The following is a 22,001-nucleotide window of genomic DNA, read 5'->3' on the forward strand; positions in this document are numbered from 1 at the left end:
TTACCTGGGTAGTAGGCCGGGTTCGGCCAGTTCCATGGCCTGGCTGTTGTGCAGCCGGCGCACCATCTGGATGTAGGCCACGCCCAGCCCGGCGACTGACCAGTACACCACCGGGATGAAGGTGATGCTGCTGACGGTGAAGATGATCACCAGAATGCCGATCAGCGTCGCCAGCAACACCCGGCCGAGCTGTCTTCGCTCGTCATCCTTGTCGGGGAAGCTGAGCATGGCTCTGCGGATGCCCCTCAGCACCACGGCAAAGAACGCCACGAACAGGCCGAGCCCGACCAGCCCGACCCTCAGTGCCAGGTTGATGTAGGTGTTGACGATGTCGATGATGCCTTCGCCCTGGATCATCGACTGCATTTCCGGGGTGTTGCGGAAGTCGAACGAGCCGAACAGCGGGTTGCGCTGGATGACGATCCAGGAGTTGTCCATCAGTCGCTCGCGGTAGGTGATGTTCTCTTTTTCGATGTTGCCGATGTACGGCAGCAGGTCCAGCACCTTGTCACCGCCAGGCACGACGGTCAGCAGCGGCAACGCCAGCATGCCGGCCGCGCCTAGCAGCGCCAGACGCTTGACGGCGCCTTTGCCCAAGGCAATGAACACCACCACGATGACCACTACGCCGATCCACGGGCCACGCGATAACGGCGCGAACAGCCCGGCGGCCAGTAGCAGGGCGCCCATGGCCCTGTGCAGCGGGCGCTGCACATAACCCTGGACGAACAAGAACAACCCAATCGCCACGCTCATCACATAACCCAGGGCAATCGCCTGGCCGGTGGTGACGCTGGCCCGCAGCGCGCCGCCGCGGCTCAGGTAACCGGACATGCTCCATGGCACGCCCATGGCGTCGACCAGGGCGCTGTACAGCAGCCAGTGGCGCACATATTCAGCCACGGCAATCAGCGCCATGACGAAGGCGGTGAGCACGAAGGCCAGCAAGGTGTCCTTGAAGTCGCTGATCTGGCGCAGGCCACGGCTGGCCACGTAGTACGGCAGGAACACATCGACATACAGGTACAGCGCCTGGCGCAGGGTGTCGGTGGGCGTGGTTTCGCGCAAATACAGCACGCTCATCAGCACCAGGCCGGCCGCCAGCAGCTTGTCGGCCCAGGTGCGGCCAAAGCGCAGCGTGTCAGGTTGGCGGCGTAGTTGCAGCGCGGCCGGCAATAGCACACACAGGGTCAGCAGGCGGATGTGGTTGAGGTCGACCAGGTAATTGACCACGCCAAACCCCGGCACCTGCACCGACGCTGGCGGGATCAGGAACAGCAGCATGTAGAACAGCGCCATGGGGTTGTGCTCGCGGCGCCCGGCAAGCAGCAAAATGACCGCGCCCGCCCCCAGGTACAGCCAGAAGCTGTGAGAGGCAAAGGCCAGCACGGTCAGCAGGAACCACAGATTGCGCCGGCGCTTGTAGTCGCCAAGCGGAATCAGGTCGGTGGCAGGCCGCCGCGCCAGCAGGAAGACCACGCTCGCCAAAAACAGGATGACGATCAACGCACGAAAATGTTCAGGCATCGGCTATGTACACCTTTCCTTCGGTGGGCAACGGCTAGCATCGTGGCTAATTGAAACTATAGTGACTTTTAGCCAATCAGTCAGAGAATGAAGTCATGCCGTCGATTGATGCGTCAGCCACTGCGAGCCTGCGCAAGCGGGCCCTGAACGCCGGGTCGTGGAACCTGGTCTCGCAGGTGGCTTCTCAGGTGATGCGCCTGGGCGGCAATCTGATCATGGCCCGCTTGCTGCTGCCGGAAATGTTCGGGGTGATGGTCATTGCCACCACCGTTTCGGTACTTCTGCATCTGCTTTCCGATGTCGGCCTGCGGCAGAACATCATCCAGAGTCACCGCGGTGACGACCCGGATTTTCTCAACACCGCCTGGACCGTGCAGATCATTCGCGGTTTCCTGCTGTTCGCCCTGACCCTGCTGCTGGCACTGGGCGCCTGGTTGGCTCAACTGGCCGAGCTGTGGCCAGCGGACTCTACCTATGCCGCCCCGGTGCTGCCGATGGTACTGGCGATAACCGGGCTGTCGGCGGCCATCTGGGGGTTCCAGTCCACCAAGATAGATGTGGCTGTACGAACTTTCCAACAAAAGCGCGTGGTGCTGGTCGACCTGGCCTCGCAAGTAGCCGGCCTGGTGGTGATGCTGGTGCTGGGCTTGCTGACCCACTCGATCTGGGCACTGGTGGTCTCGGGCCTGGTGTCGGCGGTGGCCTGGACCGTGCTGGGCCATACCGCCCTGGAGGGGCCGAACAACCACCTGCGCTGGGACCGCACGGCGCTGACCGAACTGATCGTGTTTGGCCGCTGGATCTTGTTGTCGTCGATGGTCGGCGTGCTGGCCATGTACGGTGACCGCATCTGGTTTGGCGCCAGCATGTCGGCGGCGCAACTGGGGGTGTATTCGATTGCGGTGCTGATCCTTGGCGCGGTGCAGACAGCGCTGATGAAAATAGTGGGCGCCGTGGCGCTGCCGGCGTTCAGTGAAGCGGCCCGGGCCGACGACAAGGAACGCCTGAAAGCGCTGTATCACCGCTTCCGCCTGCTGGTCGACCTGCTGGTGCTGTTTATTTGCGGTGGTTTTCTGACCGCCAGCCCGCTACTGATCGGCTGGATGTACGATGATCGCTACCGTGAAGCTGGCCCGATGCTGGCAATTCTTTCGCTGTCGTTCATCGTTATGCGCTATACATTGGCTCATCAGGTGTGGATTGCCTTGGGCCTGACCAAGTATCAGGCCATGGACAACATCATTCGCCTGGTTTCGCTGTGGGGGCTGCTACCGCTGTTGCTGGCGATTGGTGGTGTGGAGTGGGCGATCTGGGGGGTTGCCCTGCATGCCGTGCCAACGCTGGTGCTGGTTGTGTATGTGAACTGCAAACTGGATATGTTCAGCCTCAAACGTGAGCTGGTGGTGCTGCCGATGTTGCTGGTCGGGGCGCTCTGCGGGGCGTTGCTGACGGCCTTTTTCGACTGGCTGTAAAGCGGCGCGCTGGGTGTAACTTTCATGGGTACAGGTCACGGGATCATGGGGAAGCTCACTTTTTGTACTGCGCAATTGGGCCGTAGAGGCTTTCTCCAGAGTTGTGTCTTGCTCGGTGTGGGTGGCGCGGTGTTTGGCGCCTCGGCGGCCGTTGCTGGCAAGCCGCTCGAAAAGCCTGGGTTCGTGGTCATCAACGGTTGGGTATTGCCGTCCCGTTATTTCCGGAACGAGCCAGCATGATCAAGGACTATCAGCAGCAGAAGGCGCTGCGCGACAACTACGATTTCTGCATCATCGGTGCCGGGCCGGCGGGCATTACCCTGGGCTTACGCCTGGCCGCCGCTGGCTGGAACGTGATGCTCGCCGAAGGCGGTGGGCGCGAATATGCGCCGCATTCGCAAAGCCTGTACGCCTGCGCATCCACGGGCCTGGAGCTGTATCCCGAGGAAACTCGCCTGCGCTATCTGGGAGGCACGTCCAACCACTGGGCAGGGCGCTGTCGGCCGTTCACCCCTTCGGACTTTACCATCGCCCCTCCGGGTGATTTACCGGGTTGGCCTATTCCTTATTCGGAGATCGAAGGTTACCTGCCGGCAGCCATGGATATCGTCGACCTGCCTGCCGGCTCGGATTTTCGCGCCATGAACACCGGCCTGACGGGTGGTGACTTCGAGGCAGATCGGTTTCTGCTCAGCACGCCGACACGCTTTGCGCAAAAGTACGCCACGGCACTGGAGCAGACCAAAGGCCTGGACGTGTTCATCAACTGCAACTGCGTGGACCTTGAGTTCGACAAAGCTTCCGGCCACCTGGCGGCGGTGGTGTTGTCCGACTATGAACGCAATCGTCAGCGCCTGGTGGCCAGAAACTTCATTCTGGCCACGGGGGCCATCGAGAATGCCCGGCAGTTGCTTAACAGCGAGACGCTGGTGGCGGCCGGTGTGGTGAACAAGGAAGGGCTGGCCGGCGGGTGTTTCATGGAACACCTGAACATCGACCTGGGCACCTTCATCCTCAAGTCCGGGCAGGACCCGGAGCCCCGCCAGTACTACACCACCGATGCCTTCGTCGACGAGTACAAGGCCGGTAAAGGCAATGTCACCGCCGCTTTGCTGGCGGATGTGCAAACCTATGGCCGTACTGCCGAGGTCAAGCACTTTCTGGAGAACCTGGCCTGCGACATGGGGGTTGCCAGCAAGGTCGCCTTCGTCGCCAAGTTCAGCTGCCCTGGTGACGGCGTGATCAGCACCATGATCGAGCAGTTCCCCAACCTGCACAGCCGCATCTCGCTGCTGGAGGAAAAGGACGCACTGGGCGTAGCCAAGGTCAATGTCAACTGGGCGCTCAGCGCCGATGACCGGCATACCATCAAGTGCATTGGCAGCGAACTGGCCAAGCAGTTCGCCGACATGGACCTGGGCTTCGTCAAGCTGAACGACTTCGTTTATGACACCTCGATTCCGCTGAAAATGGCGCCCCATGCCCACCACATGGGCACCACGCGCATGGCCGCTTCGCCGCAGTTCGGTGTTGTCGATGCCAATTGCAAAGTGTTCGGCACCGAAAACCTGTATGTCGCCGGCAGCAGCATCTTCGCCAAGGGCGGCGCTTCCAACCCGACCATGCCGCTGTTGCAATTTGCCGTGCGGCTGGCCGACCACCTCGATAGCAAGATGAGAGCGGCCAGCGGCGCCGCTGCGTGATGCAGGTTGTACATGGGTTGAGTGCGCTGCGGTCAGCACCTAGAAGAACGAGACCGGAACGCCTCAGGACACTCCAGATTGTTCGAATCGCGAGGCCAGGCAGTATGAAGGGATGGATACGCAAGGCAGTGGCGCACTATGCCCATGCAACGGGGCGAGGGGGCAGGTTCTACAGGAGGTTCTGCAACCCTTCCGGGCTTGAGTGGGGCGCCTACCTCGCCAAGTGGGGTAATTTTCACTCGGTCGGCAGCAACTTCTTCGTCAACACAGGCTGCAAGTTTCTTGACCCTTCGCTGGTACGCATCGGTAACAGCGTGGGGTTGTCCGACTGCACGTTGATCGGTCATGACGGGGTGGTATTGCTGATCGAGCACCGCTTCGGCAAGCACCTCGATTCGGTTGGCTTCATCGATATCAAGGACAACTGCTTCATCGGCCATGGTGCGATCGTGATGCCCCGCGTGACCATCGGGCCAGAGTCCATCGTAGCCGCAGGGGCGGTGGTGACCAAGGATGTGCCGCCAGGCACCGTCTATGGTGGTAACCCGGCCGTGTTTATCTGCACGACCGAGCAGTTGATTCAACGGGTCGAGGCACGTTGCGAATCCTACCCGTGGATCGACCTGGTGAAGCAGCGCAAGGGAGCCTACGACCCGGAAGTTGAACCGTTGTTGATGGCGCAGAGGCGCCAGTATTTCTTCGGGGACAGCAAGAATGGGTAGCAAACCCGTGGACGTCATGGTGGTCAACTTCAATACTGCCGGGCTGCTGCAGCCGATGTTCGATGCGCTGCGCCGGGCCGATAGTGAACGGCTGGCCAGTTACCTGGTGGTGGACAATGCCTCGCGCGATGACTCGGTGCAGCGCATGGCCCAGGTGTGCCCCGAGGCACTGCTGCTGAGCAACAAGCAAAACGTGGGTTTTGGCCGGGCCAACAACCAGCTGCTGGCGCACCTCAAGGGCAAGTACGCCTTGCTGCTCAATACCGATGCCTTCGTTGCCGCCGACTCCCTGCAAAAAACCCTCGACTACATGGATGCTCACCCGGAATGCGGCGTGTTGGGGGTGCGTCTGGAGGGGCGCGATGGTGATTTGCAGCCCAGTTGCCGTTACTTCCCCACGCCGCTCAATGTGTTTGTCGGGCGTACCGGGCTGGGCCGCTTCTTCCCTGGCTTGAAGATGGTCGACGAAATGAACTGGGACCATGCCTCGGTGCGCGAGTGTGACTGGCTGCCTGGCTGCTTCTACCTGGTACGCCGCGAAGTGCTCGACACGGTGGGTTTGTTCGACCCACGCTACTTCCTTTATTACGAAGAGGTGGACCACTGCAAACGGGTGAAGGAGGCTGGCTGGAAGGTGGTGTTCTACCCGCATACCACGGTGGTGCACATCGGTGGCGAAAGCTCCAAGTCGGTGGCGGAACTGGAAGCGGCCAGCCGGCAGATCTCGTCCTACCAGATCGAAAGCGAGTTGCTGTACTTTCGCAAGCATCACGGGGTGGCGGGGCTTGCCCTGCACATGCTGTTGGTCACCCTGGGCGACCTGGTGCTGGCACTCAAGGCGCTGTTGAAGCGACGCGGCTGGGGCGCGATACAGGCCTGCTGGCGTCATTGCCGGGCAACCTGGTCACTGTTGTACAAGACCCGGTACGCCAGCCAACCGACAAGGTAGGTGGAGCCATGTTCGAGAATATTCGGGCCGACCTGCGGGCCCATGGCGGGGATTGGGGCGCCCAGGGTTTCTGGGTATTGCTGGTGTACCGCTTTGGCCGCTGGCGCTATACCGTGCGCCCGGCACTGCTGCGCAAACTGTGCTCATTGATCTACAAAGTACTGTTCAAATTCGTCCAGATCATCACCGGTATCGAACTGCCTTGCGAAGTGGTGATCGGGCGCAACTTCGTCATCGACCATTTTGGCGGCATTGTCGTCAGTGGCTATGCCCGCTTTGGCGACGACTGCCGCATCCGCAACGGCGTGGTGGTGGGCCTGAAGAATGTCGAGGAGCCGATTGCCCCGATATTCGGCAACAACGTCGATATTGGCACCGGTGCCAAAGTGCTCGGCAGCATTCGCATTGGCAACAACGTGATCATCGGCGCCAATGCTGTCGTGCTGGTGGATGTGCCTGACAATTCTTTGGCGGTGGGGGTACCGGCCATCATCAAGGCTCGGCAACCGGCTGCTGCAGCGCCAGTCGAGTGAGGCCCATGGCGACTGTGATCGGTGTGGTAGTGATCGGCCGCAATGAAGGCCAGCGCCTGGAGCGCTGCCTGCGTTCGTTGGCCCAGGGGGCGGACAAGGTCATGTATGTCGACTCGGGTTCCACCGACGGTTCGCTGCAGTTGGCCGCCAACCTGGGGGTGGAGGTGCTGGCGCTGGACATGAGTACCCCGTTCACTGCGGCACGTGCTCGCAACGAAGGCTTCGCCGCCTTGCAGCAGCTGTTGCCACAGATGCAACTGGTGCAGTTCGTCGATGGCGACTGCGAGGTGGATGCCAGTTGGTTGGCCACCGCGCAGGCATTTCTTGAGCAGCACCCTGCAGTGGCGGTGGTGTGTGGTCGCCGGCGAGAGCGCTTCCCTCAGCGCTCGGTGTACAACCTGCTGTGTGACCTTGAATGGGACACCCCTGTCGGTGAGGCCAAGGCCTGTGGCGGCGATGCGCTGATGCGCGCAGATGCCTTTGCTGCGGTTGAGGGCTTTCGCCCTGACCTGATCGCGGGAGAAGAGCCAGAGCTGTGCGTGCGTTTGCGGGCCAACGGCTGGAAAGTCTGGCGCCTGGCCGCCGAAATGACCCTGCACGACGCCGGCATGACCCGCTTCAGCCAATGGTGGCGGCGTAGCCTGCGCGCTGGGCATGCCTATGCCGAGGGTGCCTACTTGCATGGCCAGCCACCCGAACGGCACTGGCTGCGCGAGTCGCGCCGGGCCTGGATATGGGGGCTGGGCATACCCGTGTTGATCGTACTGGCCTGCCTGGTGTCAGGCGGCTGGGGCCTGCTGTTGCTGTTGATCTACCCACTGCAGGCGCTGCGCCTGGCCCGCCGTGGTGGCAAGTCGGCGCGCGAGAACTGGCTGCAGGCGGTGTTTCTGGTGTTGGGCAAGTTCCCGGAAATGCTCGGCCAGCTGAAGTTCCTGCGCCACCGCCTGGCGGCTGGTAAATCGGCTTTGATCGAGTACAAGTGAGAGAAACCCATGATGCTCGGCACCCTCGTGAAAAGCGTGTTCACCTTGCAACCGGGTTACTCGTTGCGGGCGTTGCACAACAAGTACAAGTTGACGCGGCAGATCGCCAGGCAGTGGCCTGAGCTGAACGGGTTCATGCGGCGCATGACCTCGGCGCTGGGCCCGGATGGTTTGCAACGGCTGGGTGTGGATTGCATTGGTGTCGTGCAATGGCCTTACATCAGCCAATGTTGGGAGGCCCCACAGCGTTTGGATGTGGTGGCTACGCACTTCGAACTGGTGGCTGGGCAGTTTCCGGCGTTGTTACTGCTGGGGCGCGACGAAAGCCTGCGGCTGTGTGACCTGTCCAGCCATTCGCCGGGCTGCAGCCTAGTGCTGGACCGGCCGATCTGGTTCAAGCGCGAAGGCGAGCTGGTGTTGAACCTGTTCCAAGGCGACCTGCGCGTGGCATCCCTGGCCTTTACCCTGGGCCATGGCCAGGGTGGACCAAGCCTGTTCATCGGTGCGGTGCAGGGCATCCATAAAGGTATCGACAGTGAAACTTCGCTGGCCATCTACCGCGACCTGACCAAGGACTTCGAAGGGCTACGCCCACGCAGCCTGCTGCTCGAAGCATTGAAATGCCTGGCCAGGAGCTTGGGTGTGACGCGGCTGTATGCCGTCAACGATACCTGTCGGCACCATCGACACCCGTATTTTGGCAACGACAAGGGCCAGGACCTTGCAGCCAACTATGACGTGATCTGGCAGGAGCACGGCGCCACCGCGTCTGACCGTGAGGACTTTTTCACCCTGCCGCTGGCCCCGGCGCAACGGGCGCAAGCCGACATCCCGGCGAAGAAACGGGCGATGTACCGCCGCCGCGAGGCGTTGCTCGACGATGTTTTTACCCGCTTGCAGGCAGCATTGCCAAGCAGCAATCACAACCTTGGACTACAAGGAAAACAGGGGGATGCATTTGCTGTGAGTGCATCGGCAGTGGACAGACCTCCCGTGGTCGACAGCCTGAAGTGAAGGTTGCCAGGGAAGGTACGTCATCAAGCGGGTTTGGATCTGGATTCGTATGCGCATTGCTTACTTCATCAATCAGTACCCGAAGGTCAGCCACAGTTTCATACGTCGCGAAATTCTGGCGCTGGAGCGCCAGGGGATGGATGTGCAGCGTATAGCGCTGCGCGGGTGGGACGCCCAGGTGCAGGATGCCGAGGATGCAACCGAACGGGACAAGACCTGCTACGTACTGCAAGGCGGGCTGAAGGGGCTGCTGGGGCCTACGTGGCAAGTGCTGCGTGCGCAGCCGCGGCGGTTTTTCCAGGCGCTGTGGCTGGCCATGCGCCTTGGTTTACGGGCCGATCGTGCCTGGCCCTACCATCTGGTCTACCTGGCCGAGGCCTGCCAGGTGCTGCAGTGGTTGCAGGCAGGGGAGGCGACACACGTGCATGCACATTTCGGTACCAACTCTACTGAAGTGGTGATGCTGGCCAACGTCCTGGGCGGGCCGGCTTACAGCTTCACCGTGCATGGGCCGGAAGAGTTCGATAAACCACAGTTCCTGCACATGGGTGAGAAGGTGCGGCGTGCCGCCTTTGTCGCGGCGGTAAGCTCGTACGGGCGCAGCCAACTGTACCGGTGGGTGGCCCACGAGCATTGGGGCAAGGTGAAGGTGGTGCATTGCGGCCTGGAACGTGGTTTCCATGATGTGGCGCCGGTTAACGTGCCTTGCGCACCACGCCTGGTGTGTGTCGGGCGCCTTTGCGAACAGAAAGGCCAGTTGTTGCTGCTTGAGGCGGCGCACCGCCTCGCGGCCCAATCAATCGACTTCGAGCTGGTGCTGGCAGGTGACGGGGAAATGCGCGAGGAGATCGGGGCGTTGATTGCCCGACACGGCCTGCAGGCGCAGGTGCGCATCACCGGCTGGATCAGCAGCGCGCAGGTGCGCGAAGAAATCCTTGCCGCCCGTGCGCTGGTGCTACCCAGCTTCGCCGAGGGCTTGCCCGTGGTCATCATGGAAGCCATGGCCTTGCGCCGACCCGTGCTGACTACCTATGTGGCGGGTATCCCTGAGCTGGTACGCCCTGGCGAGAACGGCTGGTTATTCCCTGCCGGTGCCGTGGACGAGCTGGCGGCAGCCATGGCCGACTGCCTGGCGCAACCGGCCGAAGTGCTGCAGCACATGGGCGAAGCGGCCTACCAGCGAGTCTTGCAGCGGCATGACATCGACACCGAGGCGGCCAGGCTGGCCGGCTATTTCAAGGCATACGCATGATAAGTGTATTGGGTTGGTTACTGGGCCTGCTGGCGATCATCGTCCTGGTGCCGGTGTTGGTGCTGTTGCTGCAGGTGTTGCTGGCCTGCCTGCCGGCGCGGTCTAAGCCCCAGGGCACTGGCGGGCGCCCGTCGGTAGCGGTGTTGGTGCCTGCCCACGATGAGGCTTCGATCATTCGCGCGACGTTGGCCAGTATTGTCCCGCAACTGCTGGACGGTGACCGCTTGCTGGTGGTGGCGGACAACTGCTCGGACGACACTGCCCAGCTCGCGCGAGAGGCTGGTGCGCAAGTGGTCGAGCGCTACGATACGCGGTTGCGCGGCAAAGGCTACGCCTTGGACTTTGGCGTGCGTCACCTGGCTCAGCGGCCACCCGAAGTCGTCATCGTGGTGGATGCCGACTGCCAGGTGGGCGAAGGGGCAATCGACTGCCTGGCGCGCCGCTGCCGCGAAGTTGCCCGCCCAGTACAGTCGCTGTACCTGATGCGTGCCCCGGCAGGTGCTGGGTTGAAGGTGCAGGTGGCCGAGTTCGCCTGGCGCGTCAAGAACCTGGTGCGGCCACGCGGCTGGTCGCGCCTGGGCCTGCCATGCCAGCTGATGGGTGCAGGCATGGCGTTTGGTTGGCATGACCTGAGCCTGATCAACCTGGCCAATGGTCACCTGGTCGAGGATGTGAAGCTTGGCCTGGACCTTTGCCAGCAGGGCAAGCCCCCTGTGTTCTGCCCCGAGGCATTGGTTACCAGCCAGTTTCCGCTCAGCCAGCAAGGCCTCAACAGCCAGCGCACGCGCTGGGAGCACGGCCATCTGGGTTTGATGCTGGCCGACGCGCCCAAACGGGCGCTGGCTGCCATTACTCAGCGCAACGGCAGCCTGGCGGCCATGACCCTGGACTTGCTGGTGCCCCCCCTGGCGTTGCTGGTGTTGGCCTTGCTCGGGCTTAACCTGCTGGCCTGGCTGGCGTACCTGCTGTTTGGCCTGGCGGCACCGGCGTGGCTGGCACTTGCCGCCTTGGCCATGCTGGGCTTGGCCGTGGTGTTGGCCTGGGCGCGTTTCTGTCGTGAGCTGATACCGTTCTCGGTACTGTTGTACGCGCCGTTCTACGCGGCCAGAAAGGTCCCCTTGTACTTGAGTTTCCTGATCAAGCGCCAGGTTGAATGGGTGCGTTCAAAACGGGATGACGACTGATGGCACAGTGGCCACATCGCTGGAAGCGTGTTATCGAAAAGCTGGAAGTGGTCGTCGACGACGCTGCCGCGCAGCACCTGCTCGAGCGCCTGGCCACGCCGGAGTCGGCCACCGTGCTGGGCTTCGTCAACGCCCATGCGATGAACCTGGTGGTGCGCGATGGCGCCTACTGCGGGGCACTAACTGCCGCGGATGTGCTGCTGCGTGATGGTTCTGGCATGGCGATCCTGTATCGCCGGTTGGGGCTGGAGCCTGGGCTGAACATGAATGGCACCGACTTCATTCCCCGCCTCATGGCTGCATACCGTGGGCGCAAAGTCGCTTTCTGGGGCACACGGCAACCTTATCTGGGCCAGGCGGTACAACGCTGTGAAGCCGAGTTTGGCATTGTGCCGGTGTCAGTTCACGATGGTTTTGCCAACGCTGAAACCTATCTGCAGCTGGCCCGCGAGCAGCAGCCCGAACTGATCGTACTGGGCATGGGCATGCCCAAGCAGGAAGCGGTAGCGGCAGAATTGGCAGCCATTGGCGTGCCCTGCCTGATCGTCTGCGGCGGGGCGATTCTGGACTTTCTCGGCGGCAAGGTCAGCCGGGCCCCCGAGTGGTTGCGGCGTCTGGGTGGCGAGTGGCTGTACCGGTTGTTGCGCGAACCCAAGCGCCTGTTCCTGCGTTATGTGGTGGGCAACCCGCTGTTCCTGTTGCGCACGTTGTTGTACCGGCGGGCGGCGGTTTCGGCCAGGCGCACCGTATGAATCGGCCAAAATGCGTAGCAGCGGCGATTCCGGGCACGCCAGCGGCGGGTGGCTGCTACAGTGAGATCAATGGCTTGGGGGCCCCGCGAACCTGCTTCACTGGCTTTGCATAAGCTGGTTTCAAGACTTGCTGTTTGATGGAAGGCACTTGCTACGCTCAAATTGATGAGGTCTGAAATGGTTTTCGAACCCAGAAGCAGTCGTTCCTTACTCCAGAGAAGAAGCAGTGTCAGTAACGCCATTCAGGCCGGCCTCGATGGCATTGCCGTGACCGGTATCGCCTGGTACCTGATCTACGACCAGTTCGGCTACATCACCTCCGATTACGTGATCATGCTGCTGTTGCTGATTGGCGCACTGGCCGTGATTTATGATCATTACGCCATTTATCGCACCAACGTGGGGCTTTCGATCAAGGCCTTCCGCCTGTTCAAAGCCTGGTCGGCAACCTTTTGCTTCCTAGTGGTCATGGCCTTCCTGACCAAACAGAGCGAAACCTATTCGCGGCTATTGGTGGGGCAGCTATTCGTCATTGGCTATATCGCCCAGTTGTTTTTGCATTTTGCCGTACGCGAACTGCAAAAACGCTTTAGCGCGCATGCGCGCCTGGACAATGCGCTGATCATTGGCGCCGGCGACCTGGCCAATTTCCTGTACCAGAAGATCAGCAACAACCCCTGGTTTGGCGAGCGGGTGCTAGGTTGCGTACTGATCGACAAGGCCGAGGAGCAGGGGCGCGAGAATGCCGAGGGCAAACAGCGCCTGCCAGTGTTGGGGCACATTGCCGACCTCGACGAACTGGTGGCCCAACATGCAATCCGCACCGTGTACCTGGTAACGCCATTGGGCGGCTCCGAAGTCATCAATGACGTGTATTTCAAGTTGCTCGACAAGTGCATTGCGGTCAACTGGGTACCGGATATCTTCTCGTTGCGCCTGATCAACCACAGCGTGCGGGAAATTGCCGGCATTCCGGTGCTGACCTTGTCGGAAACGCCGCTGACGGGCATGAGTCTGTTCTTGAAAAACCTCGAGGACCGGGTGCTGGCAGCCTTGATTCTGCTGTTCGCATCACCGGTGCTGTTGGCGGTTGCGTTGGCTATCAAGCTCGACAGCCGCGGCCCGGTGTTCTTCCGCCAGGAGCGCACCGGTTGGACAGGGGAATCATTCCGTATCTGGAAATTTCGCAGCATGCACGTTCACCAGCCAGAGAATGGCGAGGTCAAACAGGCGCAGAAAAACGACCCACGGCTCACGCGTATTGGCGCGTTCATCCGCCGTACCAGCCTGGATGAACTGCCGCAGTTGTTCAATGTGCTGACCGGGGAAATGTCGCTGGTCGGGCCCAGGCCACATGCCTTGCAGCACGACACCTTGTATTCGCAGGATATCGTCGACTACTTTGCCCGCCACAACATCAAGCCCGGCATGACAGGCCTGGCGCAGGTGCGCGGGTTCAGAGGGGAGACCAAAGACATCGAGCAAATGATCCAGCGGGTGGACTCGGACATCGAGTACATCAACAACTGGTCGTTGTGGCTGGACTTCGTGATCCTGGTGCGCACGCTCAATGCGTTCACAGGTAAACAGGCCTATTGAACCTGTTGGGCTATTCCTTGTTCAGCGGATGCAGCTCCCTGAACACACGCGCTTCCTCCACCAGCCAGTCATGCACTGCCCGCGCGCCTGGCTGGTTCAAGCCACCTGGCGGGTAATGCACCACATAACGTTTGTGGTTGGCGATCGGCACACCAAACGGCACGATCAAAGCGCCGCGCTCCAGTTCGTCGTTGAGTAGCGTGCGCCGGGCGATCGCTACGCCGATGCCGGCAATCGCGGCCTCGATGGTCAGGTGGTTGCGGTTGAAGGTATGCCCACGCCGCACATCCAGCCCGACGGCGCCAATGCCTTCCAGATAGAACTCCCACTCGGCATATTCCGAACTACCGCGCCAGGCAGTGATGTCGTGCAGCAGCGGGTAGTGCGCCAGATCGGCGGGCCCGTGTAACGGCGGGCGCCCGCGCAACAGCATGGGTGAGCACACCGGGAAGATCTGCTCGTCCAGCAGTGGCGTCGAGAGCATGCCGGGGTAACTGCCATCGTTCAGGTCGATGGCCAGGTCGAAGTCACCCGGGGTCAGCGCCTGGGCGCTGTCTTCGGCTACCAGACGCAGTTCGATATCCGGGTAGCGCTGTTGAAAACGCGGTAAGCGAGGTGTGAGCCATTTGGCCAGGAACGAGGGGATTGAACGGACGCGCAACGTGCCGCGAATTTCTCCTGCGTCCAGCCGCAGCAGCTCGGCCTCGATGCTGCCATAGGCCTCGGCCACAGTCTGGGCGAGGCGTTGCCCCTCGGCGCTCAGTTCCACGCCCCGCGCTCGACGCAGAAACAGCCGATAGCCCAGGCGTTCTTCCAGCTGACGCATCTGCTGGCTGACCGCGCCCGGGGTGATGTGCAGTTCTTCGGCGCAGCGGGTGAAGGACAGGTGCCGGGCTGCGCAGGCGAATACATGCAGCCAGACGAACATCTGACCATTGAGTTGTCGTCGCATCGTTTAGTACCACTAAAGCCTTGCTTAGAAAGTTTCGTTGGTCATCCGTGAGTCAGCGCGTCAGTATCGCGCAAAATCGCAATATCGCTCAATTTCTTCAGACAACCGTACTGTGGATGCATATCAGGGTACGGTCAGGCATTAGCATGGCTATCAGTGTTTTCGACCTTTTCAAAATCGGCATCGGGCCGTCCAGTTCTCACACCGTCGGCCCGATGCGGGCGGCCGCTACCTTTGCCCAGGCCCTGCGCGAGCAGGGGCTGCTGGCGCGGGTAACGCGCGTGGAGGTGCGGCTGTATGGCTCGCTGTCGGCGACCGGGGTTGGCCATGCCACCGACCGTGCGTGCCTGCTTGGCCTGATGGGCCAGTGGCCAGACCGCATCGACCCAGCCACTATCGAATCGCGTATAGGCCAGGCCCTGCAGGAGCACTGCCTGATGCTCGATGGCAGCCATCCGCTGGCCTTCGAATATGGCCGTGACATGCTGCTGCTCGACGAGAACCTGCCTTATCACCCCAATGCCATGAGCCTGGAGGCCATGGACGGGCAGGGTAGCCTGTTGTGCCAGACGTATTATTCGGTGGGCGGCGGTTTCATCGTCGAGCAGGCCGAGATCGATGCGCCGGCAGGCGAAACGAATGCAGTGCGACTGCCCTATGAGTTCGACAGTGGCGCCCAATTGCTGGCTTTGTGCAAGGGCCATGACCTGAGCGTGGCGCAACTGATGATGGCCAACGAATGCGCCTGGCGCCCGGAGGCCGAGGTCCGGGAAGGGTTACTGCGCATCTGGGCGGCCATGCGTGAGTGCGTGGCGAACGGTCTGCGCAATGAGGGCATCCTGCCAGGCGGCTTGTACGTCAAGCGTCGCGCCGCGCGGCTGCACCGCAGCCTGCAGGAACTGGGCAAGCCCAACGTGATTGGCTCGACCCTTGGCGCCATGGAATGGGTCAACCTGTTCGCTCTGGCGGTCAATGAAGAGAATGCCGCCGGTGGGCGTATGGTTACCGCGCCCACCAACGGTGCCGCCGGTATTATCCCGGCGGTATTGCACTACTACATGAAGTTCAATTCCAACGCCTGCGACGCTGATGTCGTGGACTTCCTGCTTGGCGCAGCGGCAGTCGGCATCTTGTGCAAGAAGAATGCATCGATCTCCGGTGCCGAAGTGGGTTGCCAGGGGGAGGTCGGCTCAGCCTGCTCGATGGCCGCTGCTGGCCTGGCGCAGGTGCTGGGGGCTACGCCGCCGCAACTGGAAAATGCGGCCGAGATTGCCCTGGAGCACAACCTTGGGCTGACCTGCGACCCGGTGGGCGGCCTGGTGCAGGTGCCGTGCATCGAGCGCAATGCGATTGCTGCAGTCAAAGCGATCAACGCTGTACAGATGGCGCTGCGGGGAGATGGCGAGCACTTCATCTCGCTCGACAGGGTCATCCGCACCCTGCGTGATACCGGTGCGGATATGCATGCCAATTACAAGGAAACCTCGCGCGGCGGTTTGGCTGTTGCGTTTGTTGAGTGCTGAGTTTTAACGCAGTCGCTTGCAGGCGTGCTCCTGCAAGCGACCGCATTGAACAACCGGGTCAAAACCGCATCAGCGAGCTTTCTGCTTCGCCGCCAGGAAGCTCGCACGCATGTCCTTGGCCCAGCCATCGAGCACTGGCTTGACATCATTCAAGGTCAGCTTCTGGGTATCGTTTTCCAGCTCCTGGCCGGTACCTTTGCGTACCACCTGGGCCAGTACCTTCTGGCTGGCACCATCGAGGAATGCTGCTTCCACGCCGACATCCACCTCCTGATCACGGCCACCCATGGCGGTGTTCACCCCCGCCGAAATCAGCGCGATAGGGATCACCTCGTACGGCTTGAGTCCCTCGTTGCTGGTAGACACCGCGGTGATTGCAGGGCGCACCACGATCACCCCGGGGCCTGGCCCCTTGGCCAAGGGCACTACGCTACCCATTTCACGGCGCAGAGCTTCATTGAAGTAGCGGGTGATCTCCTGCAAGGTCTGCTGCGAGATCACCGCTGTCGGCTGCGGCTTGGGGTAGAACTGGCTGGGCTCGATGAACACCTGGCTGTACTGGTTGACGTTGACCTTGGGGTCGATCCAGCGCATTACCGGGTCACCCGACGGGCTCTTGGCCTCCTGCAGCCGGCTGTAATCCTTGAGGAAGCCGGAGTAATCCTTGGGGTCCACGCGATTGCTGGAGCAAGCGGCCACCGCAAGCAGGGCGGCGCACAACAGGGTAATGCGAGGCAGTGATTTCATGATGAAGAGGCATCCTTGAGAGGTCGGCCTCAACAACGCTAGCAGGTGCGTGACAGTTGGCCAGTGGGTTTAATCCCAAGTGCTCGCCTTGGATCATCTGGTGCCTGGAAGACCGAGCGCCGCCCGCGCGGCGCTCGATCTCCCGGGCGCCGCAAAATCCACCCCGAACTCACCCCAGCGCTTCGCGCAACCGGTACCACAGCATGCCCAGTGCCAGCAACGGCGAGCGCAATGCCTTGCCGCCAGGGAAGGTGAGGTGCGGCACGGCGCTGAACACATCCAGGCCGTGGCTGTGACCAAGGGCAATGCTTTCTGCCAGCAGCTTCGCTGTCCAGTGCGTCACGTTCAGCCCGTGCCCGGAATAGCCCTGGGCGTAATAGACGTTGGGGTGCTGGTTCAGGCGCCCGACCTGGGGGAAACGGTTGGCGGTGATGCCGATCATGCCACCCCATTGGTAGTCGATGCGCACGTTGGCCAGTTGCGGGAATACCTTCAACACCTTGGGCCGCATGTACGCGGCAATGTCCTTGGGGTCACGCCCGGAATAGTGGCAGGCCCCGCCAAACAGCAGGCGCCGGTCGGCGGTGAGGCGGTAGTAGTCCAGGCCGACCTTCTGGTCGCACAGCGCCATGTTCTGCGGGATCAGGCTGCTGGCCAAAGCTTCGGGCAAGGGCTCGGTGGCCACTACATAGCTGCCGGCCGGCAGCACCTTGCCGCTCAGGCGCGGCTCCAGCTCGTCGAGGTGGGCGTTGCAGCCCAGCACCAGGCTGCTGGCGCGCACCTTGCCACGGGCGGTGTGCAGGGTCACGCTGGGGCCGTGCTCGATGCGCAGTACCGGGCTTTGTTCGAAGATGCGCACCCCCAGGCTGTGGGCTGCGCGGGCTTCGCCCTGGACCAGATCAAGTGGGTGCAGGTGGCCCGAGCCCATGTCCACCAAGCCGCCAGCGTACTGGTCGCTGGCAACGACCTCGTTCAGTTGCGCAGCACCGACCAGGCGGGTTTCATGGCGATAGCCCAAGGCGGCCAGGTCGTCCTGCTCATCCTTGAAGGCGGCGAACTGCGCCGCTGTGTTGGCCAGCTCGCAAAAGCCCCAGCGCAGGTCGCAGTCAATGCCATAGTGGGCGATACGGTCGGCCACCAGCTCCACCGAATCGATGCCGGCCTGCTTGAGGTAGCGCACACCGTCCTGGCCGACATGCCGGGCAAAGCCGCTGACATCATGGCCAATACCGCGAATCAGCTGGCCGCCATTGCGACCACTGGCGCCCCAGCCGATGCGCCGGCCTTCCAGCAGCACCACCGAGAGGCCGCGCTCGGCCAGCTCCAGGGCCGTATTGACCCCGGTCAGCCCGCCGCCCACCACGCACACGTCGGCTGTCAATTCGCCGTCCAGGCTAGGGTAGGGTGCCGCGTCGCGCGCCGTGGCGGCGTAGTACGAAGCGGTGTGTTGGTTGTTCAAAGGCATGGGCGTTCTCGACTCAGCGGTTGGACTTGATCTTGCTCCAGGAACGGGTCATGACGCGCATGATCTTCGGGCTCGGGGTGCTGGAGATGTACAGTTTGTCCAGCACCTCCTGGGGTGGGTAGATTTCGGGGTTGTTCACCAGCGATGCATCCATGTAGGCGTTGGCGTCCGGGTTGGCGTTGGCATAACCGACCGTGGTGCTGACCTTGGCAATCACCTTGGGGTCGAGCAGGTAATTGATGAACGCCAGGGCTTGCTCGGGGTTGTTGGCGTCCTTGGGGATGGCCAGCAGGTCGAACCACAGGTTGCTGCCTTCCTTGGGAATGCTGTAGGCCACCTTCACGCCGTTTTTCGCCTCCACAGCGCGGTTGGCGGCCTGGAACACGTCGCCGGAGTAGCCGAACGCCACGCAGACATCACCGTTGGCCAGGTCGGAGACGTACTTGGAGGAATGGAAGTAGGTGATATAGGGGCGCAGTTCGAGTAGACGGGCCTCGGCCTTTGCATAGTCGCCCGGTTTTTCGCTGCGTGGGTCCATGCCCAGGTAGTTGAGGATGGCCGGGAACAGTTCGTCGGGCGAGTCCATGAATGCCACGCCACACTGCTTGAGCTTTTTCAGGTTTTCCGGCTCGAACAGCACCGCCCACGAATCGATATGGTCCACACCCAGGGCTGCCTTGACCTTGTCGACGTTGTAGCCAATGCCATTGGTGCCCCACAGATAGGGTACGGCGTACTGGTTGCCGGGGTCATTCTGCTCAAGCTGCTTGAGCAGCTTGGGGTCCAGGTGCTGCCAGTTCGGCAGCTTGCTGCGGTCCAGCGGCAGGAAGGCACCGGCCTGGGCCTGGCGGGCGAGGAAGTGGTTGGACGGCACCACCACGTCATAGCCGGTGCGCCCGGCCAGCAGTTTGCCTTCCAGGGTTTCGTTGGAGTCGAACACGTCATAGACCACCTTGATTCCGCTGCTGGCCTGGAAGTCGGCCAGGGTGGTGTCACCGATGTAGTCGGTCCAGTTGTACACGCTGACCGAAGCGGTGGCGTGGGTGGTGGTGGCGAACAGCAGGGTGAATGCGGCGGGGATCAGGGCTTGCAGATGACGCATGGGGACACCTCGTTGGTCTTGTTCTTCGAGTTAGGTGCAGGGGGCTGCAAAGCCCCCATGGTGGATCAGACGCTCAGCATCAGGAATTCACGCTCCCACGAGCTGATCACACGCTTGTAGTTTTCGTGCTCGGCCCGTTTGACCGCCACGTAGCCCTGGACGAACTGCTTGCCCAGGTACTGCTGTACGGTCTCGCAGTCTTCCATGTGCTGCAGCGCGTCCTCGATGGTGATCGGCAGGCGCAGGTTGCGCCGTTCATAGGCGCGGCCCTGTACCGGCGCGCTCGGGTCGATCCGCTCCACCATGCCCAGGTAGCCGCACAGCAGGCTAGCGGCGATGGCCAGGTACGGGTTGGCATCGGCGCCTGGCAGGCGGTTTTCCACGCGCATCGCCTCGGGGCTGGACGTGGGCACGCGCAAGCCGGCGGTGCGGTTTTCTTCACCCCACTCGACGTTGACCGGCGCCGAAGTGTCCGGCAGGAAACGGCGGAACGAGTTGACGTTGGGCGCGAACATCGGCAGCAGTTTGGGGATGTACTTCTGCAGGCCACCGATGTGGTGCAGGAACAGCTGGCTCATGCTGCCGTCTTCGTTGGCGAAGACCGGTTTGCCGGTGGCGATGTCGACCACGCTCTGGTGCAGGTGCATGGCACTGCCCGGTTCGTCGGTGATCGGCTTGGCCATGAACGTGGCGGCCACGTTGTGCTTGAGTGCCGCCTCGCGCATGGTGCGCTTGAACACGGTGATCTGGTCCGCCAGGTCCAGCGCGTCGCCGTGGCGGAAGTTGATCTCCATTTGCGCCGGGCCGTCTTCGTGGATCAGCGTGTCCAGGTCCAGGCCCTGGATCTCGCACCAGTCGTAGACGTCTTCGAACAACGGGTCGAATTCGTTGGCGGCATCGATCGAGAACGACTGGCGGCCGCTTTCGGCACGACCGGAACGCCCCAGTGGCACCTGCAGTGGCAAATCCGGGTCTTCGCAGCGCTTGGTCAGGTAGAACTCCATCTCTGGTGCGACAATCGGCTGCCAGCCCTTGTCGGCGTAGAGCTTGAGGACCTTCTTCAATACGTTGCGCGGCGACAGCTCGATCGGGTTGCCTTGTTTGTCGAAGGTGTCGTGGATCACGATCGCGGTCGGCTCGATGGCCCACGGGATCTGGTACACGGCGGTCGGGTCGGGGCGGCAGACCATGTCGATGTCGGCAGCGTCGAGCAGGTTGTAGTAGATGTCATCGTCAACGTAGTCGCCGGTGACCGTCTGCAACAGCACGCTTTCAGGCAGGCGCATGCCGCGCTCGTGGAGGAACTTGGCGGTGGGCGCGATCTTGCCGCGGGCAATGCCGGTCAGGTCGCTGATCACGCATTCGACTTCGGTGATCCGGTGTTCTTTCAGCCAGGTGGACAGCTGATCGAAGGGGGCGTTCATACAGACCTCTTGGTTGGGTTTTAGTGTGGGAGCCACTTCGCTGACGAAAGTCGTTACACGGTTTCGAAGGCGCTGCGCTTCCCAGGTGACGCGCTGGAGACTATCTTGGTCGCAGCCCCCCGGGGCAATCTATCCACTTTCTCCAGTATCGAATGCACCAAAAGAGTGCATACAGGAAGATGCGTGACAATCGCCAATGCGTTGCAGGTCCAGGCTTTCCACACCACCGACGTCACCGAACAAGTGCGCGCCACCCCTGGGTGGCAGCAGCAGTACCGGCAGATGTCACCGGGGCATTTCAGCGGTGAGCTGCGTTGCCTGGGGCTCGATGGCGTGGAGGTGTACGAAGAGCGGCTCAACACCCGGGTGGAGCAGTTTTTCCGTGCGCCAACGGGTTCGCTGGCGTTCTGCTTCGACCGCAGCGAGAACAGCCTGTACCTGCTGAACGAACAAAGCCGCAATATCTGGATCACACCGGAGAACTACCAGGAGGTGGCGGTCGTGTTCGACCAGGCCTTCCTGGCCCGCCATGGGCTGGACCCGCAGCGCCTGGAAGGGTTGTTCATGGTGCCGCTGGGCAGCGGCCAGAATGCACTGTTCGGCAGTTGGCTGAGCGCAACGCTGACCCGGTTGGGCGAGGCCGATTGCCCGCTGCAGGGGCAGGCCCTGGCAGAACAACTGCTCGAAGACTGCTTGTTCATACTCGACAACGCCTGCCAGCGCTTGCAGGGCGTGGCTTTGGGGCGGCGTGACGAGGAGCGGGCGATCATGCGGCGGGTCAGCGAATGGGCGGCCGACTGCCCGGAGGAAACGCTGAACCTGGTGGAGTTGGCTGAGGTGGCCGGGGTTTCATTGCGCCAGTTGCAGCAGGCCTTCAAAGCGTTCACCGGTATGCCGCCTGCGCACTGGTTACGGTTACGCCGGCTCAATGGTGCGCGGCGTGATCTCTTGCGCGGGGGTGGGGTGACGGTGGCCGAGGTAGCAATGCGTTGGTCGTTTTGGCATTTGGGAAGGTTTTCAGAGAGTTACAGGCAACTGTTCAAGGAGTTTCCCAGCGAGACGTTGAAGCGGGGCAGGGGTTAAAACCAGCATTCCTCA

19 protein-coding genes are annotated in these 22,001 nt (G+C 62.0%); 13 read left to right on the forward strand and 6 right to left on the reverse strand.

All coding sequences use genetic code 11. From position 1 onward, the window contains the following. Entirely contained in the window at positions 1-1,527 is a 1,527-nt protein-coding gene (locus Q9451_RS16530) for an O-antigen ligase family protein (RefSeq protein WP_012272361.1), read from the reverse strand. Between the two features lie 95 nt (positions 1,528-1,622). Here Q9451_RS16530 and Q9451_RS16535 point away from each other — a divergent pair, with 95 nt between their 5' ends. The 11 genes from Q9451_RS16535 to Q9451_RS16585 all read left to right on the forward strand — a co-directional run bounded on the left by Q9451_RS16535 (position 1,623) and on the right by Q9451_RS16585 (position 13,690). Beyond that, positions 1,623-2,999: an oligosaccharide flippase family protein gene (locus Q9451_RS16535; protein WP_012272360.1), complete on the forward strand. Its 1,377-nt coding sequence runs from the start codon at positions 1,623-1,625 to the stop codon at positions 2,997-2,999. 236 nt (positions 3,000-3,235) lie between these two features. Next, positions 3,236-4,702, forward strand: coding sequence for a GMC family oxidoreductase (locus Q9451_RS16540; RefSeq protein WP_012272359.1), 1,467 nt, complete (start codon positions 3,236-3,238; stop codon positions 4,700-4,702). Between the two features lie 104 nt (positions 4,703-4,806). Continuing rightward, the gene (locus Q9451_RS16545) at positions 4,807-5,424 is read left to right on the forward strand and encodes an acyltransferase (RefSeq protein ID WP_012272358.1); all 618 of its coding nucleotides are present in this window, start codon (positions 4,807-4,809) and stop codon (positions 5,422-5,424) included. Further along, positions 5,417-6,373, forward strand: a complete 957-nt coding sequence (locus Q9451_RS16550) for a glycosyltransferase family 2 protein (protein WP_012272357.1) — start codon at positions 5,417-5,419, stop codon at positions 6,371-6,373. The genes Q9451_RS16545 and Q9451_RS16550 overlap by 8 nt, the downstream gene beginning before the upstream one ends. A gap of 8 nt (positions 6,374-6,381) precedes the next feature. Further along, positions 6,382-6,906 carry a serine acetyltransferase gene (locus Q9451_RS16555; protein ID WP_012272356.1) on the forward strand — a complete coding sequence of 175 codons (525 nt, stop codon included), beginning with the start codon at positions 6,382-6,384 and terminating at the stop codon, positions 6,904-6,906. Positions 6,907-6,911: 5 nt separating this feature from the next. After that, positions 6,912-7,889 (forward strand): glycosyltransferase, encoded by a 978-nt coding sequence (locus tag Q9451_RS16560; protein WP_012272355.1) that lies wholly within the window; start codon positions 6,912-6,914, stop codon positions 7,887-7,889. A 9-nt stretch (positions 7,890-7,898) separates the two neighbouring features. Continuing rightward, the gene (locus Q9451_RS16565) at positions 7,899-8,903 is read left to right on the forward strand and encodes a VirK/YbjX family protein (protein WP_012272354.1); all 1,005 of its coding nucleotides are present in this window, start codon (positions 7,899-7,901) and stop codon (positions 8,901-8,903) included. Between the two features lie 49 nt (positions 8,904-8,952). Next, positions 8,953-10,155, forward strand: coding sequence for a glycosyltransferase (locus tag Q9451_RS16570; protein ID WP_012272353.1), 1,203 nt, complete (start codon positions 8,953-8,955; stop codon positions 10,153-10,155). Next, positions 10,152-11,339: a glycosyltransferase family 2 protein gene (locus tag Q9451_RS16575; RefSeq protein WP_012272352.1), complete on the forward strand. Its 1,188-nt coding sequence runs from the start codon at positions 10,152-10,154 to the stop codon at positions 11,337-11,339. Before Q9451_RS16570 ends, Q9451_RS16575 begins: the two co-directional genes overlap by 4 nt. Beyond that, entirely contained in the window at positions 11,339-12,091 is a 753-nt protein-coding gene (locus Q9451_RS16580; RefSeq protein ID WP_012272351.1) for a WecB/TagA/CpsF family glycosyltransferase, read from the forward strand. The genes Q9451_RS16575 and Q9451_RS16580 overlap by 1 nt, the downstream gene beginning before the upstream one ends. Positions 12,092-12,268: 177 nt before the next feature. Beyond that, entirely contained in the window at positions 12,269-13,690 is a 1,422-nt protein-coding gene (locus tag Q9451_RS16585; RefSeq protein ID WP_012272350.1) for an undecaprenyl-phosphate glucose phosphotransferase, read from the forward strand. A 10-nt stretch (positions 13,691-13,700) separates the two neighbouring features. Here Q9451_RS16585 and Q9451_RS16590 read toward each other — a convergent pair whose 3' ends face one another. Then, a complete protein-coding gene (locus Q9451_RS16590; RefSeq protein WP_012272349.1) occupies positions 13,701-14,642 on the reverse strand; it encodes a LysR substrate-binding domain-containing protein in 942 nt (313 codons plus the stop codon). 146 nt (positions 14,643-14,788) lie between these two features. Between Q9451_RS16590 and Q9451_RS16595 the strand changes: the two genes are divergently transcribed. After that, positions 14,789-16,165, forward strand: coding sequence for an L-serine ammonia-lyase (locus tag Q9451_RS16595; RefSeq protein ID WP_012272348.1), 1,377 nt, complete (start codon positions 14,789-14,791; stop codon positions 16,163-16,165). A gap of 69 nt (positions 16,166-16,234) precedes the next feature. Here the strand turns inward: Q9451_RS16595 and Q9451_RS16600 are convergent, their stop codons facing one another. The 4 genes from Q9451_RS16600 to Q9451_RS16615 form a co-directional block, all read right to left on the reverse strand. After that, the gene (locus Q9451_RS16600) at positions 16,235-16,912 is read right to left on the reverse strand and encodes a DUF3313 domain-containing protein (protein WP_012272347.1); all 678 of its coding nucleotides are present in this window, start codon (positions 16,910-16,912) and stop codon (positions 16,235-16,237) included. Between the two features lie 169 nt (positions 16,913-17,081). After that, positions 17,082-18,377, reverse strand: a complete 1,296-nt coding sequence (locus Q9451_RS16605; RefSeq protein ID WP_012272346.1) for an FAD-binding oxidoreductase — start codon at positions 18,375-18,377, stop codon at positions 17,082-17,084. 13 nt (positions 18,378-18,390) lie between these two features. Then, positions 18,391-19,479 carry a polyamine ABC transporter substrate-binding protein gene (locus Q9451_RS16610; protein WP_012272345.1) on the reverse strand — a complete coding sequence of 363 codons (1,089 nt, stop codon included), beginning with the start codon at positions 19,477-19,479 and terminating at the stop codon, positions 18,391-18,393. 65 nt (positions 19,480-19,544) lie between these two features. Continuing rightward, the gene (locus Q9451_RS16615) at positions 19,545-20,903 is read right to left on the reverse strand and encodes a glutamine synthetase family protein (RefSeq protein WP_012272344.1); all 1,359 of its coding nucleotides are present in this window, start codon (positions 20,901-20,903) and stop codon (positions 19,545-19,547) included. Between the two features lie 183 nt (positions 20,904-21,086). On the opposite strand from Q9451_RS16615, the gene Q9451_RS16620 reads away from it, so the two are divergent. Further along, positions 21,087-21,986 carry a helix-turn-helix domain-containing protein gene (locus Q9451_RS16620; RefSeq protein WP_012272343.1) on the forward strand — a complete coding sequence of 300 codons (900 nt, stop codon included), beginning with the start codon at positions 21,087-21,089 and terminating at the stop codon, positions 21,984-21,986. The last annotated feature ends 15 nt before the right edge of the window (positions 21,987-22,001 follow it).

Source organism: Pseudomonas sp. NY8896 (genome assembly GCF_039634505.1).

Bases quoted from the DNA above. Each gene is read 5' to 3' on its own strand.
- Q9451_RS16585 (WP_012272350.1), top strand. From the start codon at position 12,269: ATGGTTTTCGAACCCAGAAGCAGTCGTTCCTTACTCCAGAGAAGAAGC.
- Q9451_RS16545 (WP_012272358.1), top strand. From the start codon at position 4,807: ATGAAGGGATGGATACGCAAGGCAGTGGCGCACTATGCCCATGCAACG.
- Q9451_RS16565 (WP_012272354.1), top strand. From the start codon at position 7,899: ATGATGCTCGGCACCCTCGTGAAAAGCGTGTTCACCTTGCAACCGGGT.
- Q9451_RS16535 (WP_012272360.1), top strand. From the start codon at position 1,623: ATGCCGTCGATTGATGCGTCAGCCACTGCGAGCCTGCGCAAGCGGGCC.
- Q9451_RS16560 (WP_012272355.1), top strand. From the start codon at position 6,912: ATGGCGACTGTGATCGGTGTGGTAGTGATCGGCCGCAATGAAGGCCAG.
- Q9451_RS16580 (WP_012272351.1), top strand. From the start codon at position 11,339: ATGGCACAGTGGCCACATCGCTGGAAGCGTGTTATCGAAAAGCTGGAA.
- Q9451_RS16605 (WP_012272346.1), bottom strand. From the start codon at position 18,377: ATGCCTTTGAACAACCAACACACCGCTTCGTACTACGCCGCCACGGCG.
- Q9451_RS16600 (WP_012272347.1), bottom strand. From the start codon at position 16,912: ATGAAATCACTGCCTCGCATTACCCTGTTGTGCGCCGCCCTGCTTGCG.
- Q9451_RS16570 (WP_012272353.1), top strand. From the start codon at position 8,953: ATGCGCATTGCTTACTTCATCAATCAGTACCCGAAGGTCAGCCACAGT.
- Q9451_RS16550 (WP_012272357.1), top strand. From the start codon at position 5,417: ATGGGTAGCAAACCCGTGGACGTCATGGTGGTCAACTTCAATACTGCC.
- Q9451_RS16610 (WP_012272345.1), bottom strand. From the start codon at position 19,479: ATGCGTCATCTGCAAGCCCTGATCCCCGCCGCATTCACCCTGCTGTTC.
- Q9451_RS16540 (WP_012272359.1), top strand. From the start codon at position 3,236: ATGATCAAGGACTATCAGCAGCAGAAGGCGCTGCGCGACAACTACGAT.
- Q9451_RS16575 (WP_012272352.1), top strand. From the start codon at position 10,152: ATGATAAGTGTATTGGGTTGGTTACTGGGCCTGCTGGCGATCATCGTC.
- Q9451_RS16595 (WP_012272348.1), top strand. From the start codon at position 14,789: ATGGCTATCAGTGTTTTCGACCTTTTCAAAATCGGCATCGGGCCGTCC.
- Q9451_RS16590 (WP_012272349.1), bottom strand. From the start codon at position 14,642: ATGCGACGACAACTCAATGGTCAGATGTTCGTCTGGCTGCATGTATTC.
- Q9451_RS16555 (WP_012272356.1), top strand. From the start codon at position 6,382: ATGTTCGAGAATATTCGGGCCGACCTGCGGGCCCATGGCGGGGATTGG.
- Q9451_RS16530 (WP_012272361.1), bottom strand. From the start codon at position 1,527: ATGCCTGAACATTTTCGTGCGTTGATCGTCATCCTGTTTTTGGCGAGC.
- Q9451_RS16615 (WP_012272344.1), bottom strand. From the start codon at position 20,903: ATGAACGCCCCCTTCGATCAGCTGTCCACCTGGCTGAAAGAACACCGG.